Consider the following 17,874-nt stretch of genomic DNA (forward strand, 5'->3'; position numbering starts at 1 on the left):
CCGGGCGAGCATCCCCTGGCACGTCGATTATCGGACAAATCGGAAGATTCTCTAAAGCGGTCTTAAGGATGGTTAATGATTGGCAAATGCGTCGCGATAACCCGCGAGCACGCCGTCAACCATCGCCTGCTGGGAGAAATGCGCGGAGATGCGCTCGCGCAAGGCGACCGCACGCTGCGCGGTTCCTTGCGGATCGTCGAGCGCGGCCGCGATCGCTTCGGCCATGGCCTCGGCGTTGCTTGCCGCAAACAGCGCCGGGCTGTCATGCCCGAAGATCTCGGGGATGCCGCCGACGCGGGCCGCGATCATGGGAATGCCGGCAGCTCCAGCCTCGATCACGACATAGGGCATGGAATCGCCGCGCGAGGGCACGACCAGCAGGCGCCCCTTGGAGAAGCCGTAGCGCGCCTTGACGTGACCGATGAAGCGGATGGCGCTGGAGAGACCGAGCTTGTCGACCTGCGCCTTCAGCGCCGCCGTCTCCTCGCCGTCGCCGCCGAGCGTGAGCGTGACCTTCTTGCCGCCCTCGTGCAGGCGCGCCACCGCATCGACCAGCAAATCCGCGCCCTTGATGTGCCTGAACTCGCCGACATAAGCGAGATCGGTGGCATCGTCGGCGATGCTAACTGGCTCGAATTCTTCCGGCGTCACGCCATTGAAGACGCAATGCACCACGCCCTTGGGCGTGCCGACGATGCGCTGATAGGTGTCGCGCGCAAACGCGCTCTCGAACAGGAACAGGTCCGTCGCGTCCATCAGCGTGCGTTCGAGCCGCGCGTAAAACTCGCCCTTGAAGGTGTTGAGGGGATAGTGCAGCGAGCCGCCATGCGGGGTGTAGATGCGGATGGTGTCGTTGGATCGCCGCCGCATGCGGACGAAGGCGCCGGCCTTGGCTCCGTGGCCGTGCGTGACGTCGGGTTTGAGCGCGGCGATCAGGCGCCGCATCCGCAGCCACACCAGAAAATCGTCAGGCGACGGTTCGCGGCGGATCGCCAGCCGGTGCACGCCGAGCTTCAGCCGCGGCGCGAGCTCGGCCAGCGCCTTGTCCGCGCGCTCGCCGCCGGTGAGACTGTCGGCGAGAATCCCGACGTGATGGCCGCGATCGACCTGACCGTTGGCGAGATCGAGGATGTGGCGGAAGATGCCGCCCACGGGAGCGCGCACGGCGTGCAGGATGCGGAGCGGCCGGTCGGGAGAGGGGGGCATGATCAGAACCAGCGCTCGACGGCGAATGCTCGAACAATTCTCGAAATATCGAGATGGATTAAGAGCCCTCGTGGTTAACAAACGGTGTCGGCGCCGTGCGCGCCTGTCGCGGCCGGGCGCGATTAACCCAGCAGCAACCTTAATGGAGTGTAATCGCCCCGGTTGAGGTAGAGTCGCAGCGTTGCCCTGCGGGAGTGTTCGATGCGTTTAGCGTTCTGGCGTGCCGGCAAGGACAAGGCGGTGGTCGAGCGGGCTATTTCGAAGCCCAAGGCCGAAGCCAAATCGACCGAAGCCGCGCGAAAGATTGAAGCAGAGCCTGCGCCCGTTGCTGCGAAGCAGGCACAAGCCGAATCCGGCGACATCGATCTCCATGCGCTCGGCGCGGTGCTCGCCCGCAAGCGCGGCTGGATCATCGTGCCGACGGTGCTCGCGCTCGTCGCGTCGATCGCCGCTGTCAATCTCGTCACCCCGCGTTACAAGTCGGAATCCCGTATCCTGATCGACGGCCGCGAGAATGTGTTCCTGCGGCCGAGCAGCGACCGCAGCACCGAAGAGCGGCAGTCGCTCGATCCCGAGGCGGTGACCAGCCAGGTGCAGCTCGTGCTGTCGCGTGATCTCGCGCGCGAGATCATCAAGAAGAACAAGCTCGCGGAACGCCCCGAATTCGATCCGGTGCTGCAAGGCATTTCGCCGCTGAAGTCGCTCGCGGCGCTGATCGGCATCGGCCGCGATCCGTTCTCGATGACGCCGGAAGAGCGGGTGCTGGATGCCTATTACGAGCGGCTCCAGGCCTACGCCGTCGACAAGTCGCGCGTGATCGTGGTCGAATTCCAGTCCGCCGATCCCGACCTTGCCGCGCGCGTCGCCAATTCGATCGCCGACGGCTATCTCGTGCTCCAGCAGAATGCGCGCCAGGACCAGGCCCGCAGCGCCAGCCAGTGGCTTTCGGGCGAAATCGAAAATCTGCGCAAGAAAGTTTCCGACGCCGAAGCGAAGGTCGAGGACTTCCGTTCCAAGTCGTCGCTGTTCGTCGGCACCAACAATACCACGCTCTCGAACCAGCAGATGGGCGAGGTCAATACCCAGCTCAACAACGCACGCTCGATGAAGGCGGATGCTGAATCCAGGGCGCGGCTGATCAAAGAGATGCTCCAGAGCGGCAAGCCGATCGAGGCGTCCGAGGTGGTGAATTCCGAGCTCATGCGGCGATTGTCGGAGCAGCGGGTGACGCTGCGGGCGCAGCTCGCCGAACAATCGTCCACGCTGCTCGGCAATCACCCGCGGATCAAGGAGCTGAAGGCGCAGCTTGGCGACCTCGACAACCAAATTCGCGACGAAGCGGCCAAGATCTCGCGCTCCCTCGAAAGCGATGCGCGGATCGCCAGCGGCCGGGTCGACGGCCTGACGGCGAGCCTCGACCAGCTCAAGAAGCAGGCGACCTCGACCAACGGTCAGGACGTCCAGCTCCGCGCGCTCGAGCGCGAAGCCAAGGCGCAGCGCGACCTGCTCGAGACGTATCTTGGGAAGTATCGCGAGGCCAGCACCCGCGAAAGCATCGATACCGCGCCGGCGGAGGGCCGCATCATCTCGCGCGCCATCGTCTCGAATACGCCGGCCTATCCGAAGAAGCTGCCGATCGTGCTGATTGCGACGATCGCGACGCTGCTGCTCTCGTCCGGCGTCGTCGTCACCGGCGAGCTGCTGCGCCAGACCGCGCCGCGCGCGGTGGCGGTGTTCACGCCGGCGCAAACGCAGGCGCCGGTGCGCCAAGAGCCGGTAGTCCAGCCGCTGGTCCAGCCGGTCGTCCAGCCGGTGGCCGAACCGATGCTCGATCCGGTTGTGGAGGACCTTACGCCGCTTCAGCCCGAGATGACGGCCGATGCCGACGTCACTGAATTCGCCGAGATCGAGCATCTGGCCGACAGCCTGCGCGCTGCGGGATCGGCGGCGAAGAAGGTCACGGTGCTCGGCACCGCGGCCGGCGAAGCCATCACGCTGTCGACGCTGACGCTGGCCCGGCACCTGGCGCGCGATGCGCGCGTCGTTGTGGTCGATCTCGCCGCATCCTCGCCGACCATCGCCGCGGTGTCCGTCGATGCTTCGGCTCCCGGCCTCGCCGAGCTGATGCAGGGCGAGGCGTCGTTCGCGCAAATCATCACCCGCGACAAGCTCTCGCGGCTGCACCTGGTTATGGCCGGCCGTCCCGGCTTCGACCGCAGCCTGCTGCAATCGCCGCGGGTGACGCTCGCGATCGATGCGCTGCTCCGCGCCTACGACCACGTGCTGGTGGACGCCGGCAGCGCCTCGGACCTCCCAGCGGAACTCTTGACGGCGCATGCCCGCGCCGTCGTGGTGCCCGATGCCTCGATGGCCGCCGACGCGCGCACGCTGATGTGCGAGCAGCTGAAGGCGGTCGGCTTCAGCGAGGTGACGATGCTGAGCAAGCCGGTGCAGCCGTCGGATGCTGTGGAAACGCCGCGCGTGGTGGCGGCGTAATTCTCGCCCTCTGCCCCTGCGGGAGAGGGTGGCTTCGCGAAAGCGAAGCCGGGTGAGTGGTCTTTCTCCACGAGCTCGGAATCGTAGGGTGGGCAAAGGCGCATTTGCGCCGTGCCCACCACCTTTCAACGATTGCGGGAGACGTGGTGGGCACGCTTCGCTTTGCCCACCCTACGAGACCAGAGGCTGTGACGCCTACCCGAACGCCTGCCGCAGCCGCCGCGCCAGATCGAACAACATCTGGTTCTGCTTCACCAGCCGTTTGCCGTGGCTCAGCGAGGACATCGCCATCGCCGCGAGTTTTCCGCGCGCGGTCAGGGGCACGAAGCTGTCGAAAATGTCGTCGTCGTCCTTGCAGAACATGCGCTTGTAATCGTCCGAGCCGATGCCGAGATCGAGCGAGCGGTAGCCGCGTTCGGCGTAGCGGTCGATGATGTAGCGCATCAGGATCAGGCCGGGGCTGTAGCGGGCGTGCTCGGACATCGTGTAGGTGTTGAACATCATCGAGAAGCGCTGGCCGTCGGCGACGCCGGCGAAGATCGCTATCACCTCGTCGTCGCACTCGAGCGCATGGATGTCGATGACGCGGCCTTCGCCGCGCGGCGACAGGCATGCGCTGCGGATGAACGCTTCGACGCCGGGCTCGGCAAAGACGTTGGGCAGTTTCTGTTCGGCCATCCGCGCCGGCTTGACCCGGAAGAACCAGTCGAGCAGGCGGGTGACGTCGGCATCCGTGGTGGCGAGGTGATAACGATAGCCGGCAAGCGCCTGGAGCTTCTTTTCCTTGCTCTTGAGGCGGCGGCGAAAGGAGTTGCTGATCCGCGATGTGGGCGGCCCGCCCGGCTCCATCGCCAGGAGAGGGCAGCCGTTGATCGCGCTCTGCCGCGGCAGCTGCGCGAACGGGTTGTGCTGGTCGTGCCAGCGCAGCGGCTGCTGCGTCAGCGCGAGCACGTCGGCATGTTCGCGCAGCGGCGCAAGCAGCGCGTCGAGATCGGCGATGGTGACCTCGGCGGCGAACTCGGCGTTCCACAACCCCATGTTGAAGGTGGTGTGCTTGCCGCCCATGAAGCAGGCCGTGCGCACGCCGTGGCCTTGCCGCAGCGAGAGCGGCAGCAGCAGGAGCGGCTGGCGCTCGGTGTCGCGGGCAATGACGATGAAGGGGCTGGCGCCTTCGTGGCTGCCGACCAGCCGCTGCCATGGGCTGAGCAGGTCGAAGCGCTGGTAGGGCGTGAAGAGGTGGCCGCTCTCCTCGAACGCGCGCCAGACCGTCTCGGCCTCGGCCAGATCGGTGACGATATCGACATGCGCGATACGGCTCGCTTTCGACCGCGCTGGCGATTCTGCCGTCCGGCTTTGCATCGCCGCAGCCATGGTCATTCACGAAACCTGTCGAGAAACGAAAAATTTGCGTAGTTCGGCCTGTGGCCGACCTTTGCAAAGAAATGTCAACAAAGGGTAATGACAATCAGGCGAACGCGAAGGTGGGATATTGGCATCCGACGACAGATGGCTGGAGCGGTTGCGGCTTGAACTGGCCTGGTTCACCGGTCAGGCTGTGCTGCGCAACCGCGGCGTCGGCGCGATCCTGCGGTTTCAGCACGTGCGGCCGCGGCGGCGCGGCGCGTTTCAGCCGCTGCGTGAAAGCGAGATCAGTCCGCAATTTCTCGATCGCGCCATTCGTGCGCTGAAACAGTGGGGATATGACTTCCTCGGCATGGACGATGTCTGCCGCCGCGCGGTGACGCTGCCGGAGAAGCGGCGCTTCGTGGCGCTCACCTTCGACGGCGCCAACAAGGACCTGATCAGCTTCGCCTATCCGGTGCTGGCGCGCCACGCCGTGCCGTTCACGATCTATGTGCCCACCGCGTTTCCCGATGGAGTCGGAGAGGCCTGGTGGCTCGGGCTCGAGCGGATGATCGCGCGCGAGAGCCGCATCAACCTGATGATGGGCGAGAAAGAGCAACGTTTTACCGTCACGGGCAACGCCGAGAAGCAGGCGCTGTTTTCGTTCGTCGAGAGCTGGCTGCGCTCGTTGCCGCCGGCGGATGTGTCGGCTGCGATCGCCGATCTCTGCACGCGCTACCGGATCGACCTCGCTGCGCTCACGCGCGAAGCCTCGATGGATTGGGAGGATCTGGTAAAGCTTGCGGCGGATCCGCTGGTCACGGTCGGCAGCGCGACGGTGAACTATCCCGTTCTCGCCAACCTGAAGGACGCCGCCGCGTTGCGCGAGATGACGATGGGCAAGGCGGTCGCGGAAGCGGCCTTCGACCGCGAGATCAGGCATCTGGCCTTTCCGTTCGGCGATCGCTCGTCTTTCCGGCGCAGCCATGTCGTCATGGCGGAAGAGGCCGGCTTTGCCAGCGCCGTCTCGACCATCTCCGGCATCGTGGACGCGGAGGGGCGCACCAATCTGCGCGCACTGCCGCGGATTTCCTGGGACGGCCGGATACAATCACTGCGCATGCTGCGCGTGCTGGTGTCCGGTGTTGCCTTCGCGCCGGTTAAACCGACCGGCAGCGTTACGAATTAAGATTTGACGCGATCCGGCCGCTGCATCCAGCTCACGATCGGCATCGCCGGCAGCACCCAGCCCATGCCGACCACCACGTAGTAGATCGCCTGCCGCCAGCCGGACTCGGCGATCCACGGCATCTGCGCCAGCGCCATGCCGAGCAGGGCCCAGACGGTGGCCAGCACCAGGAGCAGGATGGCGCCGAGGAACTTGCGGGTGCGGATCGTCATGGCGGAATGCTGCGGCCTTCGCGTAACTTGCGCTGCGGGAGCGGGGGACTATAAGGGGCACGCAGTCCGGTTCAAGTCTCTTTGCAACAAGGCTTGGTTTTGCCCCTGAAATGACGACGATTTTCGCTCCGACCAACCCGCATCGCGCCGTGCGCTGGTGGTTGATTTCCGTGGCCGCCCTCATCGCGCTGATGGTGCTGGTCGGCGGCGCGACGCGGCTGACGGAATCCGGTCTCTCGATCGTCGAATGGAAGCCGGTCACGGGCAGCATGCCGCCGCTGTCGGAGGCGCAGTGGACCGATGCCTTCGAGGCCTACAAGAAAATTCCGCAATATCGCGAGCTCAATGCGGGCATGAGCCTGTCCGAGTTCAAGGAGATTTTCTGGTGGGAATGGAGCCACCGGCTGCTCGGCCGCTTCATCGGCGTGGCCTATCTGCTGCCGTTCCTGTTCTTCCTGTGGCGCGGCGGCCTGTCGGGTGAGTTGAGGCGGCGGTTGTGGCTGCTGTTCGCGCTTGGCGGACTCCAGGGTGCCGTCGGCTGGTGGATGGTGGCCTCGGGCCTGACGGAACGTGTCGAGGTCTCGCAATATCGACTGGCGACGCATCTGGTGCTCGCGCTCCTGATCTTCGCCGGCATCGTCTGGACGGTGCGGCGGCTCAAGGAGCGACCGCAGATCATTGCGCCCGCGCGGCTGAGATTCACGAGCGTGCTGCTGCTCATCGTGACTTTCGTCCAGATCTATTTCGGCGCGCTGGTCGCGGGTCTGCGCGCCGGGCGCGCCTACAACACCTGGCCGCAGATCGACGGCGCGTTCATTCCCGCAGGCGACCGGCTCTGGTTCGAGACGCCGTGGTGGCGCAACATGTTCGACAACGTGCTGACGGTGCAGTTCGAGCACCGCATGACGGCCTATGCGCTGTTCGTGCTGGCGGCGCTGCACGCGTTCGATGCGGTGCGTTCACGCGCGGCGGCCGGCGGTGCGCTCTGCCTGTTCGCCGCGGTCAGCCTGCAGGCTGTGCTCGGGATCCTCACGCTGCTCAACCAGGTGCCGATCGATCTCGCGCTTTCGCACCAAGCGGTTGCGATCGTGGTGCTCGCGCTTGCAGTGATGCAGGTGGAGCGGCTGGCGTCGCGACAATCTGCACAGGCGCAGCCGCGCGCGGTTCCGGTCGGTCAGGCCGGCTGATCAGGTCAGCAATAGCCGTAGACGCCGCAGGCGTAGGGCAGGCGCCAGAAATAGCCGACCTGCGGTCCGCCGTAGTACGGGCCCTGATAATCGTAGCTCCAGGGCCGGCCATAATAGCCCGGCAAGGTGCTGGAGCCGGGCAGGAGCGGCGTGCCCGGCAGGTTGCGGATGTAGCTGCCGATGCCATAGGCCGGCGAGATCAGCGCATCCGGATCGGTCTCGACATAGACCTGTGGCGGGTCCTGCGGCGGCACGGCAGCGCGCCGTCTCGCTGTGGCCGGCAGATCGGCGCCAACGGCAGCTGAGACCGTCAGCATGGCGGCAAGGGCAGGCACCATCCAGCGCAGCATCGTCGGCTCCGAATCAAAGGGGCGATCCAAGGACGATGTATGCGGCAGATATGGTTAATGACTGTTAACTGACTGCGGCCAAAACGGCCGCCGTCGTTCCGGGGGCGGTCCGAAGCACCGAACTCAGGTGCGCAATTGTGCACCTGAGAATCTCGAGATTCCGGGTTCGCGCTGTCGCGCGCCCCGGAATGACCCTGAGTCTTACGCGCCCAGCGCCTGCTCCAGATCGGCGATCAGATCTTCCTTGTCTTCAATGCCGATCGAGAGCCGCACCACGTCGGGGCCGGCGCCGGACTTCACCTTGGCGGCGTCGTCGAGCTGGCTGTGCGTCGTCGAGGCCGGGTGGATGACCAGCGAGCGGGTGTCGCCGACATTGGCCAGGTGCGAGAACAGCTGCAGCTTCGACACCAGGCTGACACCAGCGTCATAGCCGCCCTTCAGGCTGAACGTGAACACGGCGCCTGCGCCCTTCGGCGCGTATTTGCGTGCAAGCTGGTTGTACTTGTCGCTTGCCAAGCCCGCATAGCTCACCGAGGCCACCGCCGGATGGCCGGCGAGGAATTCGGCGACGGCCTTGGCGTTGTCGCAGTGCTTCTGCATGCGCAGCGGCAGCGTCTCGATGCCGGTCAGGATCATGAAGGCGTTGAACGGCGACAGCGCGGGTCCGAGATCGCGCAGGCCCAGCACGCGGCAGGCGATCGCGAAAGCGAAATTGCCAAAGGTCTCCTGGAGGCGGATGCCGTGATATTCGGGCCGCGGCTCCGACAGCATCGGATATTTGCCGCCCGTGGACCAGTCGAACGTGCCGGCGTCGACGATGATGCCGCCGAGCGAATTGCCGTGGCCGCCCAGGAATTTCGTCAGCGAGTGCACGACGATGTCGGCGCCATGGTCGATCGGGCGGATCAGGTAGGGCGAGGCCAGCGTGTTGTCGACGATCAGCGGCACGCCCGCCTTGCGCGCCACCGTCGAGATCGCCTCGATGTCGGTGATGCTGCCGCCGGGATTGGCAATGGACTCGATGAAGATGGCCTTCGTGCGCGGCGTCACCGCGCGCTCGAAGCTTGCGATGTCATCGGAATCCGCCCACACCACGTTCCAGCCGAAGCTCTTGAACGCATGCGAGAACTGGTTGATCGAGCCGCCATAGAGCTTTCGCGCGGCGATGAATTCGTCGCCGGGCTGGAGCAATTGCTGCAGCACCACGACCTGTGCGGCGTGGCCCGAGGCGACCGCAAGCGCGGCGGTGCCGCCTTCGAGTGCGGCAACACGCTCTTCCAGCACCGCGTTGGTGGGATTGCCGATGCGGGTATAGATGTTGCCGAATGCCTGCAGGCCGAACAGCGAGGCGGCGTGGTCGGCGTCGTTGAAGACGAAAGAGGTGGTTTGATAAATCGGGGTCGCGCGCGCACCGGTGGTGGGATCGGGTTGTGCACCGGCATGCACGGCGAGGGTTGAAAATCCCGGAAGGCGATCGCTCATTGAGGGCGTCCTGTTCTTGTGATCTGAAATCGCGCGGCATGCTGATCGGCGACGCGCCCGCCGTCAAGGCGCCGCTTCACATCACGGCGCTACGATTGTCACGTTCGCGCAACGGAAGTTTATTGCGTCAGCTTTGCTCGGTCTTGTTCTTTGCAGCGCGATCGGAAGCTGCGGTGTCACCGCCGCCGACACTCATCCGATTGAGGGATAGCCGCATGCCTTGCGTCGGCGCCGGCGGCCGTTTGGAGCTCAGCGTGCGTGAATTGACGCCCATCCAGGAGATCTCCGACGACAAGCGGCCATATTCGATCTTCGGGCAGCGGTTCATCACGACCTTGATACCGACCGATTCTGCTTTCGCCGCTGCCGCGTCGTCACGCGCGCCGAGCTGCATCCAGATCACCTTCGGCAGCGGATCGAGCGTCATGGCCTCCTCGACCACGGGCATGATGTGGCTGGAGTTGCGAAAGATGTCGATCATGTCGACGGGGCGGCCGATGTCGGAGAGCGAGGCGACAAACGGCTTTCCGAGCAGATCCTTGCCGACATGGCCGGGATTGACCGGGATCATGTCATAGCCGCGCTGCGCCAGATATTTGAACGCAAAATAGCTCGGCCGCACATTGACCGGCGAGGCGCCGACCATCGCGATCGACTTCACGCTGTTGAGGATGCCGCGGATGTAATTGTCGGGATAGGCGTCGTGGTTCATCTTTGTCTTTCTCTGACCCTCATGGTGAGGAGCGCGGCATGCGCGTCTCGAACCATGAGGCCACAGTCGGGCCTCCATCCTTCGAGACGCCGCGTTCCGCGGCTCCTCAGGATGAGGAGTTGACTATTCATCCCGCCATGTCGGCGTGCGCTTCTCGATGAAGGCGCCGATGCCTTCCTCGGCGTCGCGCGCCATCATGTTCTCGGTCATCACCTCTGCCGCATAGCGATACGCGTCCGCAAGGCTCATCTCGGCCTGGCGATAGAACGCCTCCTTGCCGAGCTTGACGGTGTAGGCCGACTTCAGCGCGACCTGTTCGGCGAGTGCAATTGCGGCCTCGCGCTCGGTGCCGGCTGCAACCACGCGATTGATGAGCCCGATCTCGCGGGCGCGCGTGGCCGGGATCGGCTCGCCGGTCAGCAGCATTTCCATCGCCTGCTTGCGCGGCACGTTCCGCGACAGCGCCACCATCGGCGTGGAGCAGAACAGGCCGATATCGACGCCCGGCGTGGCGAAGCTCGCCGCTTCCGAGGCGATCGCGAGATCGCAGCTTGCCACGAGCTGGCAGCCGGCCGCGGTCGCAATGCCCTGGACGGCCGCGACCACGGGCTTCGGCAAATGCACGACCGCCTGCATCATCGCACTGCAGGCGGTCATCATCTCGGCAAAGAAGGCGCGGCCGCGATCCGGGTCAGTGCGGCGCGCCGTCAGCTCCTTCATGTCGTGGCCGGCGGAGAAGGCGGGGCCGTTGGCTGCGATCACGACGCCGCGGACCGCCTTGTCGTCGCGGATCTCATTGAGCTCGGCATGCAGGCTTGCGATCATCGCCTGCGACAGACTGTTGCGGGCGGCCGGGCGGTTCAGCGTCAGGACCGCGATGGGCCCTATGGTCTCGCGCAGCAGGCTCGACGGTTGCGGGGAGGGGGCGCGGGCGGCCTGGGCGGACATCGAAGCGTTTCCGGTTGGATTCTTGCAATTGGATGACGCAGATAACTTAATGTAACAGGGGATGCGAAGCGAGGGTGAGACGAAGCATGGCGTTAGCGAAAATGAGCGTGGCGGAGGTCGAGCAGTTTCTCCGTGACGAGTTTCCCCAGGCCTTCAGCGGCGATGACATCACGATCGAGAGCGCCGACGGCCAGACCTGCCTTTTGCGCCAGCGCTACAGCGAAAGGATGCTGCGGCCGGGTGGAACCGTGTCCGGCCCGACGCTGATGGCACTGGCCGATTTCGCGATGTACGTGGTGCTGCTGTCCGCGATCGGGCCGATCGGGCTCGCGGTCACCACCAATCTCAACATCAACTTCCTGCGCAAGGGCCAGCCCGGCCAGGACGTGCTGGCGGAGGCGCGGCTGCTCAAGCTCGGCAAGCGCCTGGCGGTCGGCGAGGTGAAGCTGCTGTCCGGCACGTCGCCCGACCCGATCGCTCACGTCACCTCGACCTATTCCATTCCAAATGTTTGAGCTTTTCGCAGGTAATATAGCACCATAATTTTAAGATATTGATTTTGCTATTGTAATTCACGCTCTGGGGCATTGACCGTTGCGCGTCTCTTCTCTAGAAAACCGCCCAGTCCGGCGCGGTGTTCGCGCCGATATCTCCCGTCCACGGAAACTCCGATATGAAAACCTTTTCGGCAAAGCCGGCTGAGGTGACGAAGAAGTGGGTACTGATCGACGCCAAGGGTCTGGTCGTCGGCCGTCTCGCCACCATCGTCGCCATGCGCCTGCGCGGCAAGCACCTCCCGACCTACACCCCGCACGTTGATTGCGGCGACAACGTCATCATCATCAACGCGCAGCATGCGGTCCTCACCGGTCGCAAGCGCGAGCAGAAGACCTACTACAAGCACACCGGTTACGTCGGCCACGTCAAGGAGCGCACCGCGCGCCAGATCCTTGAAGGCAAGCATCCCGAGCGCGTGCTCGAGAAGGCCGTCGAGCGCATGATCCCGCGTGGTCCGCTCGGTCGCGTCCAGATGGGCAACCTCCGCGTCTATGGCGGCGCCGATCATCCGCACGAGGCCCAGACGCCCGAGAAGATCGACATCGCCAAGTTGAACCGCAAGAACACGAGGGCCGCATAACATGGCCGAATCCATCCAGTCGCTCGACCAGCTCTCGCAGCTCAAGACGGCGGCGGCGCCCGACGCGCCCAAGCACGAGAAGAAGGTCGACAAGTTCAACCGCGCCTACGCCACCGGCAAGCGCAAGGACGCGGTCGCCCGTGTCTGGATCAAGCCGGGCGCCGGCAAGGTCACGGTCAATTCGCGCGAGGTCGAGGTCTATTTCGCCCGTCCCGTGCTGCGCATGATGATCGAGCAGCCGTTCTCGGTGGCCGCGCGTTCCGGCCAGTACGACGTGATCTGCACGGTTGCCGGCGGTGGTCTGTCCGGCCAGGCCGGTGCCGTCCGTCACGGCATCTCCAAGGCGCTCACCTATTTCGAGCCGGAGCTGCGTACCGTGCTCAAGAAGGGCGGCTTCCTCACCCGCGACTCCCGCGTGGTCGAGCGCAAGAAGTACGGCAAGGCCAAGGCCCGCCGGTCCTTCCAGTTCTCGAAGCGTTAATCGCTTCGGTCAGATTCGCCGCGAAAGCGGCTTCAATGAGATGCAAAAGGGCGCTGATTTCAGCGCCCTTTTTGTTGTTCGTTTGTATGCAAATTGATGGCGTGTTTCCCGAAAACTTGGCCCCGCATGAAAACCTGAATGGAACTCGCGGGACATAGCGTCGCATCTGGAAGGGCGCGCAAGTCGGCTGGGCCGATCGCGTAACTTGCTATGTCTAGAAGGGGGCCGACATGATGTCGCTCGATAGCATCACGCTCTATTTGGTCGCCACCATGGTTGCCGCACTGCTCGGCGCCATGATGGTGTTTTTCGGCACGCAGGAGAACAGCCCCGCGCTGAAATGGTGGGGCACCGCGTATCTCCTCGGCGCAGCGTCCGTTGCGCTGTGGACCGCGGCCGGCGACAAGCTCGGCCCGCATCTTTACCTTGCGCTGAACGCGGTCGGCTTCGTCGCCTGCGGCATGGTGTGGAATGCGGCGCGCGTCTTCCATGGCCGCAAGCCGAACTGGCCGGGTCTCCTCGTCGGCGCGCTGGCCTGGGCCACCGCCGTGACGCTGCTTGATCCCGCCGCGTCCATGCTGCGCATGATCGTCGGCGCCGGCATCGTCTCGGTCTATGCGGCGCTGACCGCGAGCGAGCTCTGGGTCGAGCGGCGCAAGAGCCTGCAACGGCGCTGGCCAGCCTTCGTGGTGCCGGTGATGCACGGCTGCGTGCTGATGCTGCCGATCGTGCTCGGCAGCTTCCTGCGTCCGAACGATGCCGGCTTCTCCGGCAGCATCTGGGTCACCGTGTTTGCGGTCGAGCTCATCCTCTATGCCGTCGGCACCGTGTTCGTGATCTTCATGCTGGTGTCGGAGCGCACGGTGACGGCGCACCGGACCGCCGCATCCACCGATCCCCTGACCGGCATGCTCAACCGCCGCGGCTTCTCGGAAGCCTGCGGGCGCGTGATCGAGCGCGAAGCCAAGGCCGGCCGTCCCGTGACCGTGATGATCTTCGACATCGATCATTTCAAGTCGATCAACGACCGCTTCGGCCATCCCGCCGGCGACGAGATGCTGAAACTGTTCTCGACCGTCGTCGTGAGCAATCTGCGCATGACCGATATGTCGGGCCGCATCGGCGGCGAGGAGTTCGCGGCGCTGCTGCCGTGTTCGTTGGAGGAGGGTGTGCTGGTTGCCGAGCGCGTGCGCGAGGCGTTCGAGACCTCCGGCGTCGTGGTCGACGAGGGCCCGGTCGACACCACCGTCAGCATCGGCGTTGCCGGCGGTCCGGCCGGCACCGAGCTCGAGGTGCTGCTGGCCTCGGCCGACACCGCGCTCTACCAGGCCAAGCGCGGTGGCCGCAACCGCGTCGAGGCGGCGGAGGAGCTGCCGCTGTCGCTGGAGAACTGGCGCCGCCAGAGCGCGGCGCGGGTCGGTGCGCCGCAGGCGCGTCCGGCCACCGCCTGAAGCCAAGAGGCCGCCTCAAGAGGCGCCTTCGGTAATCCGCTGTTTACCATTCGATCCCTACCATTGCGGTCATGGAATCGATCCGTCGACAGAACCCGCAGGCTGCCCTGATGTCGCTCGAAGCCGCTGCGGCCTCGGCACGCGGCGGCTTCGCCTGCGTGTTCTCCACCGCGGATGAATACGAGCGCGCGCTGATCACCGAGCGCCGCGCGCAGGGGCGCTACACGCAAAGCCGTAGCTACTGGCCGCTCGCGCTGTTCATCGGTTGCGCGCTCATCGTGGCAGGCACCGCTCTGCTGTTAGCCTGAGAGCACGCATTTTTGACCGGTCAGGGCGCCGATTCGGTGCCTTTTTCTTCGTTGCGGTCTACGGTAGACACACCCATCAAACAAACAGGGTGGAAACCGATGATCACCGAGATCGCGCAAATCGACGTCAAGCCGGGCAGCGAGAAGGACTTTGAGGCGGCCGTCGCCAAGGCCAAGGCCGCCTTCGGCGGTTCGAAGGGCTTTCACGGCTTCGAGCTGCACAAGTCGATCGAGAAGCCGCAGCGCTACCGGCTGATGGTGAAGTGGGCGACGCTGGAGAACCACACCGTCGATTTCCGCGGCTCGGAGAATTTCACCGAATGGCGCGGCCTCGTCGGTCAGTACTTTGCTTCGCCCCCGGAGGTCGAGCACACCGAGACCGTGCTGACGACCTGAGCGACTTCACGACGCCTTACGCCGGCTCGTCGCCTGAGCATGATCTTTTCGGAAAGCCGCTGCGCACTTTTCCGGATCATGCTGCCAGGGGCGGCGCCTCATACGTCTTGAAATGGTCGATCATGACCTTGGCGATGGCGACCAGTGGCAGCGCCAGCGCCAGGCCCCAGATGCCGAACACGACGCCGAGCAGGATCTGGAACGCGAACAGCGTGGCCGGCGGGATGTCCAGTGCCTGCCGCTGCAGGATCGGCGTCAGCACATAGCTCTCCATCGCGTGCACGCCCATGAAGAGGAGGAAGGCCGACAGCGCCGGAATCCAGCCCGAGGCGAGGCTCGCGAGCACCACGACGACGCCGGCAATGATGGCGCCGACGGTCGGAATGAAGGCGAGCAGGCCCGCCTGAATGCCCAGGATGAACGAGCCGGGAATGCCGATGATGGCAAGCCCGATCCAGGTCACGACGCCAACCGCAATCATCACGACGATCTGCGCGATCAGCCAACGTTCCAGCGTCTCGCTGATGCCGTCGATGATCAGGGTGACGCGGGTGCGATGCCTCGCCGGCGCCAGGAACAACAGGCCGTCGTGATAGACGCCGGGCTGGGCGGCGAAGGACAGCCCCAGGAACAGCACGATGAAGATGTTTCCCACGCCGTGGATGGTGCCGAGCAGGAGCTTGAAGGTCTGGCTCACGATCGCGCCACCGCTGGAGGCCAGCGCGCCGGCGCCGGGCAAGGAACCGCGCGGGGGTGCTGCTGGCGAGGGTGTCGAGTCCGATGGTGGATTGGCCGAAGCGTCAGACGCAGCGCTGCCGAGATCGAAGAAGCTGGTGTCGATCCCGTGGTTGTCCAGGAAGGTCTTCACGTTGCCGATCTGCGACTTGATGGTCTTGCTCAGCAGCGAGGCCTGCTCGGCGATGGTGGCGCCGCCGAGATAGGCGACGCCTGCGAGCAGCACCGCAAGCACGACGCAGACGATCGCGAGCCGGACCGGATGCGGCAGGTGCACGCGGCGGCCGAGCGCGTTGGTCAGCGCGTTGAGGCCGACGCCGAGCAGCATGCCGGTGAAGATCAGCAGCAGCGTGGTCGCAAAATACCAGGTGAAGACCAGCATCGCCGTGAACAGCACGACACCGATGCCGCCGACCGAAATTGCCCAAGCCAGATCGGTGCGGGTCGTGGGGCGTTGGTCTGCGAGGATGGTCACATCATGTCCTTTTCGGCGGCTGCGGGCGGGGCACTCTTTCGACAAACGCGCTTCCGATCAAGACCGCGTCAACGCGCTGGTTTGACGCTGTCGCGCGAACGGTGCAGAGCGATGAGGAGAAAACAGGTGGGGGGCGCTTGAGTTTCATCAGCAAGTGGGCCGGTCTGCTGGGGCTTCTGGCCGTGATCGTGATCGGCGACCAGATCCGGATCAACCGGCCCGGCCACAAATACCGCCTCACGGTCGAGGTGACGACGCCTGACGGGATCAAGACGGGGTCCGGTGTTCTCGCCGTCGTGCCTGACCGCAACTATAACCGCGGCGGCCGCACCACGATGCGCGGGGAGGCTGTGTTCGTCGATCTCGGCCAAGACGGCGGCAAAGGCAAGAACCTGGTGGCATTGCTGGCGCATCAGCAGGGCGGCAAGCTCGACCTCGACGACATCAACTATGTCGCGCTCCGTGCCTATGGCGCCGCGCGCGGCAACCGCGTCTCGTTCAACGATATCAGCCGGCAGGCCGGCATTGTCCCGGTGCAGGGGGAACTGATCCCCGTGCTCGTGAGCTTTGGCGATCCCCGAGATCCCCAGACCGCCCGCCTTGTCGCCGGAGACCATGCGGATACGGTTCTGGGCGACGGCTACGCCGTCCGTAGCCTCACCGCCGAGGTGGTGCCTAACGGGTTTTGGCCGATCGATTTCGGCGGGGTGCTCGGGGAGCCCGTGACGCGCGGAATCGAGGCGAAATTGCCCTGGCTGGCCACGCCGGACGATCCGGCGGCAACCGCGCTGAAGGCCGCCGGCCTGCCCGTCGTGGGGACAACCGCGGCCCAGGAGGCATTTGCGCGAAAATAGCATTGCCGTCCCGCGTACCCTTCTGTTGAATTTGTTCCATCCCAAGGGCATGTTTGGAGAATCTTCTTACGCGGGAGGTCGGAACGGGAGATGAGAAAGCCGGTCGTCGGCGTGATCGGGAACGCCCATCGCGTCGAAAATCGATTTCAGGTCCAGATGGTCGGCGAGCGCAATTTGCGCGCTGTGGCCGAGGTTTCCGGCGGCCTGCCGATGATGTTTGCGGGAGCGCCCGACATCACCGATATCGGCGCGCTGCTCGATGTGGTCGACGGGATCGTGCTCACCGGCGCCCGCGCCAACGTCCATCCGACCCGTTTCAATGTCGATCCGTGCGAGCGGCACGAGCCCTACGACATCCACCGCGACGAGGTGGCACTGGCGCTCTCGATCGCTTGCGTGTCCCGCGGCATTCCGCTGTTCGGCATCTGCCGGGGCCTACAGGAGATGAACGTCGCCTTCGGCGGCTCGCTGCATCCGGAGATCCGCGAAATCCCCGGCCGCATGAACCACCGCATGCCCAGGCTCGAGAACGGCGAGATTCATCCAGACCCGACCGTGGTGTTCGCCGACCGTCACGACGTCGACCTGACGCCCGGAGGCGCCTTCGCGCGGCTGCTCGGCTGCGAGAAGATCAGGGTCAATTCGCTGCATGGCCAGGGCATTCTCGATCCCGGCAAGCGCGTGCTGATCGAAGGCATCGCCGAGGACGGCACCATCGAGGCGATCCGTATCGCGGAAGCCCCGACCTTCGCGCTCGGCGTACAATGGCACGCCGAATACGACCCGCAGCGCAATCCGATCAACCGCAAGCTGTTCGAGGCCTTTGGCGAAGCCATGGTCGAGCGCCAGCGCGCGGCGGCGTAGCAAGAAGCTCGCTCGCAGCCCTCGACTGAACGGCGCCTTGGTTTCG

General features: G+C 65.1%; 19 protein-coding genes. 11 read left to right on the forward strand and 8 right to left on the reverse strand.

Annotated elements, in window-relative coordinates; all coding sequences use genetic code 11:
- Nucleotides 1–72 precede the first annotated feature (72 nt).
- On the reverse strand, nt 73–1,206 hold the full coding sequence (locus ABIB95_RS31830) for a glycosyltransferase family 4 protein (protein WP_354245310.1): 1,134 nt from the start codon (nt 1,204–1,206) through the stop codon (nt 73–75).
- A gap of 201 nt (nt 1,207–1,407) precedes the next feature.
- Between ABIB95_RS31830 and ABIB95_RS31835 the strand changes: the two genes are divergently transcribed.
- A complete protein-coding gene (locus ABIB95_RS31835) occupies nt 1,408–3,702 on the forward strand; it encodes a GumC family protein (RefSeq protein WP_354245313.1) in 2,295 nt (764 codons plus the stop codon).
- Between the two features lie 195 nt (nt 3,703–3,897).
- On the opposite strand, the gene ABIB95_RS31840 is transcribed toward ABIB95_RS31835, so the two are convergent.
- Complete coding sequence (locus ABIB95_RS31840; RefSeq protein WP_354245315.1) at nt 3,898–5,079, reverse strand: GNAT family N-acetyltransferase; 1,182 nt, start codon at nt 5,077–5,079, stop codon at nt 3,898–3,900.
- Nucleotides 5,080–5,191: 112 nt separating this feature from the next.
- Here ABIB95_RS31840 and ABIB95_RS31845 point away from each other — a divergent pair, with 112 nt between their 5' ends.
- Nucleotides 5,192–6,235, forward strand: a complete 1,044-nt coding sequence (locus ABIB95_RS31845; protein WP_354245318.1) for a polysaccharide deacetylase family protein — start codon at nt 5,192–5,194, stop codon at nt 6,233–6,235.
- Here the strand turns inward: ABIB95_RS31845 and ABIB95_RS31850 are convergent.
- Nucleotides 6,232–6,447: a DUF2842 domain-containing protein gene (locus ABIB95_RS31850; RefSeq protein ID WP_014494810.1), complete on the reverse strand. Its 216-nt coding sequence runs from the start codon at nt 6,445–6,447 to the stop codon at nt 6,232–6,234. The genes ABIB95_RS31845 and ABIB95_RS31850 overlap by 4 nt on opposite strands.
- Before the next feature lie 110 nt (nt 6,448–6,557).
- On the opposite strand from ABIB95_RS31850, the gene ABIB95_RS31855 reads away from it, so the two are divergent.
- Nucleotides 6,558–7,634: a COX15/CtaA family protein gene (locus ABIB95_RS31855; RefSeq protein ID WP_354245321.1), complete on the forward strand. Its 1,077-nt coding sequence runs from the start codon at nt 6,558–6,560 to the stop codon at nt 7,632–7,634.
- Between the two features lie 5 nt (nt 7,635–7,639).
- Here the strand turns inward: ABIB95_RS31855 and ABIB95_RS31860 are convergent, their stop codons facing one another.
- The 4 genes from ABIB95_RS31860 to ABIB95_RS31875 all read right to left on the reverse strand — a co-directional run bounded on the left by ABIB95_RS31860 (nt 7,640) and on the right by ABIB95_RS31875 (nt 11,126).
- A complete protein-coding gene (locus ABIB95_RS31860; RefSeq protein WP_354245324.1) occupies nt 7,640–7,984 on the reverse strand; it encodes a hypothetical protein in 345 nt (114 codons plus the stop codon).
- A 201-nt stretch (nt 7,985–8,185) separates the two neighbouring features.
- On the reverse strand, nt 8,186–9,466 hold the full coding sequence (locus ABIB95_RS31865; protein WP_028149015.1) for an O-acetylhomoserine aminocarboxypropyltransferase: 1,281 nt from the start codon (nt 9,464–9,466) through the stop codon (nt 8,186–8,188).
- Nucleotides 9,467–9,593: 127 nt separating this feature from the next.
- Complete coding sequence (locus tag ABIB95_RS31870) at nt 9,594–10,178, reverse strand: CoA-binding protein (RefSeq protein WP_354245327.1); 585 nt, start codon at nt 10,176–10,178, stop codon at nt 9,594–9,596.
- A 123-nt stretch (nt 10,179–10,301) separates the two neighbouring features.
- Complete coding sequence (locus tag ABIB95_RS31875) at nt 10,302–11,126, reverse strand: enoyl-CoA hydratase (protein ID WP_063982943.1); 825 nt, start codon at nt 11,124–11,126, stop codon at nt 10,302–10,304.
- A gap of 86 nt (nt 11,127–11,212) precedes the next feature.
- Between ABIB95_RS31875 and ABIB95_RS31880 the strand changes: the two genes are divergently transcribed.
- The 6 genes from ABIB95_RS31880 (at nt 11,213) to ABIB95_RS31905 (ending at nt 14,900) form a co-directional block, all read left to right on the forward strand.
- Nucleotides 11,213–11,641 carry a PaaI family thioesterase gene (locus ABIB95_RS31880; RefSeq protein WP_039147848.1) on the forward strand — a complete coding sequence of 143 codons (429 nt, stop codon included), beginning with the start codon at nt 11,213–11,215 and terminating at the stop codon, nt 11,639–11,641.
- Between the two features lie 158 nt (nt 11,642–11,799).
- Nucleotides 11,800–12,264: a 50S ribosomal protein L13 gene (rplM, locus tag ABIB95_RS31885; protein ID WP_008137961.1), complete on the forward strand. Its 465-nt coding sequence runs from the start codon at nt 11,800–11,802 to the stop codon at nt 12,262–12,264.
- A gap of 1 nt (nt 12,265) precedes the next feature.
- Entirely contained in the window at nt 12,266–12,745 is a 480-nt protein-coding gene (gene rpsI / locus ABIB95_RS31890; protein WP_007611021.1) for a 30S ribosomal protein S9, read from the forward strand.
- A 230-nt stretch (nt 12,746–12,975) separates the two neighbouring features.
- A complete protein-coding gene (locus ABIB95_RS31895) occupies nt 12,976–14,196 on the forward strand; it encodes a GGDEF domain-containing protein (protein ID WP_354245331.1) in 1,221 nt (406 codons plus the stop codon).
- A gap of 71 nt (nt 14,197–14,267) precedes the next feature.
- The gene (locus ABIB95_RS31900; protein WP_028149020.1) at nt 14,268–14,504 is read left to right on the forward strand and encodes a hypothetical protein; all 237 of its coding nucleotides are present in this window, start codon (nt 14,268–14,270) and stop codon (nt 14,502–14,504) included.
- Nucleotides 14,505–14,603: 99 nt separating this feature from the next.
- Nucleotides 14,604–14,900 (forward strand): antibiotic biosynthesis monooxygenase family protein, encoded by a 297-nt coding sequence (locus ABIB95_RS31905; protein WP_028155908.1) that lies wholly within the window; start codon nt 14,604–14,606, stop codon nt 14,898–14,900.
- Nucleotides 14,901–14,976: 76 nt separating this feature from the next.
- On the opposite strand, the gene ABIB95_RS31910 is transcribed toward ABIB95_RS31905, so the two are convergent.
- Complete coding sequence (locus tag ABIB95_RS31910; protein WP_354098908.1) at nt 14,977–16,110, reverse strand: AI-2E family transporter; 1,134 nt, start codon at nt 16,108–16,110, stop codon at nt 14,977–14,979.
- Nucleotides 16,111–16,247: 137 nt separating this feature from the next.
- Here ABIB95_RS31910 and ABIB95_RS31915 point away from each other — a divergent pair, with 137 nt between their 5' ends.
- Nucleotides 16,248–16,964, forward strand: coding sequence for a hypothetical protein (locus ABIB95_RS31915; RefSeq protein WP_354245335.1), 717 nt, complete (start codon nt 16,248–16,250; stop codon nt 16,962–16,964).
- A gap of 90 nt (nt 16,965–17,054) precedes the next feature.
- Nucleotides 17,055–17,828, forward strand: a complete 774-nt coding sequence (locus ABIB95_RS31920; RefSeq protein WP_354245338.1) for a gamma-glutamyl-gamma-aminobutyrate hydrolase family protein — start codon at nt 17,055–17,057, stop codon at nt 17,826–17,828.
- Nucleotides 17,829–17,874 lie beyond the last annotated feature (46 nt).

Origin of the sequence: Bradyrhizobium sp. LA2.1 (assembly GCF_040547725.1) — a bacterium.
Classification (GTDB): Bacteria; Pseudomonadota; Alphaproteobacteria; order Rhizobiales; family Xanthobacteraceae; genus Bradyrhizobium; species Bradyrhizobium barranii.

Coding starts and splice junctions, on each gene's coding strand:
- rpsI (WP_007611021.1), top strand. CDS start 12,266: ATGGCCGAATCCATCCAGTCGCTCGACCAGCTCTCGCAGCTCAAGACG.
- rplM (WP_008137961.1), top strand. CDS start 11,800: ATGAAAACCTTTTCGGCAAAGCCGGCTGAGGTGACGAAGAAGTGGGTA.
- ABIB95_RS31920 (WP_354245338.1), top strand. CDS start 17,055: ATGAGAAAGCCGGTCGTCGGCGTGATCGGGAACGCCCATCGCGTCGAA.
- ABIB95_RS31830 (WP_354245310.1), bottom strand. CDS start 1,206: ATGCCCCCCTCTCCCGACCGGCCGCTCCGCATCCTGCACGCCGTGCGC.
- ABIB95_RS31850 (WP_014494810.1), bottom strand. CDS start 6,447: ATGACGATCCGCACCCGCAAGTTCCTCGGCGCCATCCTGCTCCTGGTG.
- ABIB95_RS31870 (WP_354245327.1), bottom strand. CDS start 10,178: ATGAACCACGACGCCTATCCCGACAATTACATCCGCGGCATCCTCAAC.
- ABIB95_RS31855 (WP_354245321.1), top strand. CDS start 6,558: ATGACGACGATTTTCGCTCCGACCAACCCGCATCGCGCCGTGCGCTGG.
- ABIB95_RS31865 (WP_028149015.1), bottom strand. CDS start 9,466: ATGAGCGATCGCCTTCCGGGATTTTCAACCCTCGCCGTGCATGCCGGT.
- ABIB95_RS31905 (WP_028155908.1), top strand. CDS start 14,604: ATGATCACCGAGATCGCGCAAATCGACGTCAAGCCGGGCAGCGAGAAG.
- ABIB95_RS31895 (WP_354245331.1), top strand. CDS start 12,976: ATGATGTCGCTCGATAGCATCACGCTCTATTTGGTCGCCACCATGGTT.
- ABIB95_RS31835 (WP_354245313.1), top strand. CDS start 1,408: ATGCGTTTAGCGTTCTGGCGTGCCGGCAAGGACAAGGCGGTGGTCGAG.
- ABIB95_RS31860 (WP_354245324.1), bottom strand. CDS start 7,984: ATGCTGCGCTGGATGGTGCCTGCCCTTGCCGCCATGCTGACGGTCTCA.
- ABIB95_RS31840 (WP_354245315.1), bottom strand. CDS start 5,079: ATGACCATGGCTGCGGCGATGCAAAGCCGGACGGCAGAATCGCCAGCG.
- ABIB95_RS31880 (WP_039147848.1), top strand. CDS start 11,213: ATGGCGTTAGCGAAAATGAGCGTGGCGGAGGTCGAGCAGTTTCTCCGT.
- ABIB95_RS31875 (WP_063982943.1), bottom strand. CDS start 11,126: ATGTCCGCCCAGGCCGCCCGCGCCCCCTCCCCGCAACCGTCGAGCCTG.
- ABIB95_RS31900 (WP_028149020.1), top strand. CDS start 14,268: ATGGAATCGATCCGTCGACAGAACCCGCAGGCTGCCCTGATGTCGCTC.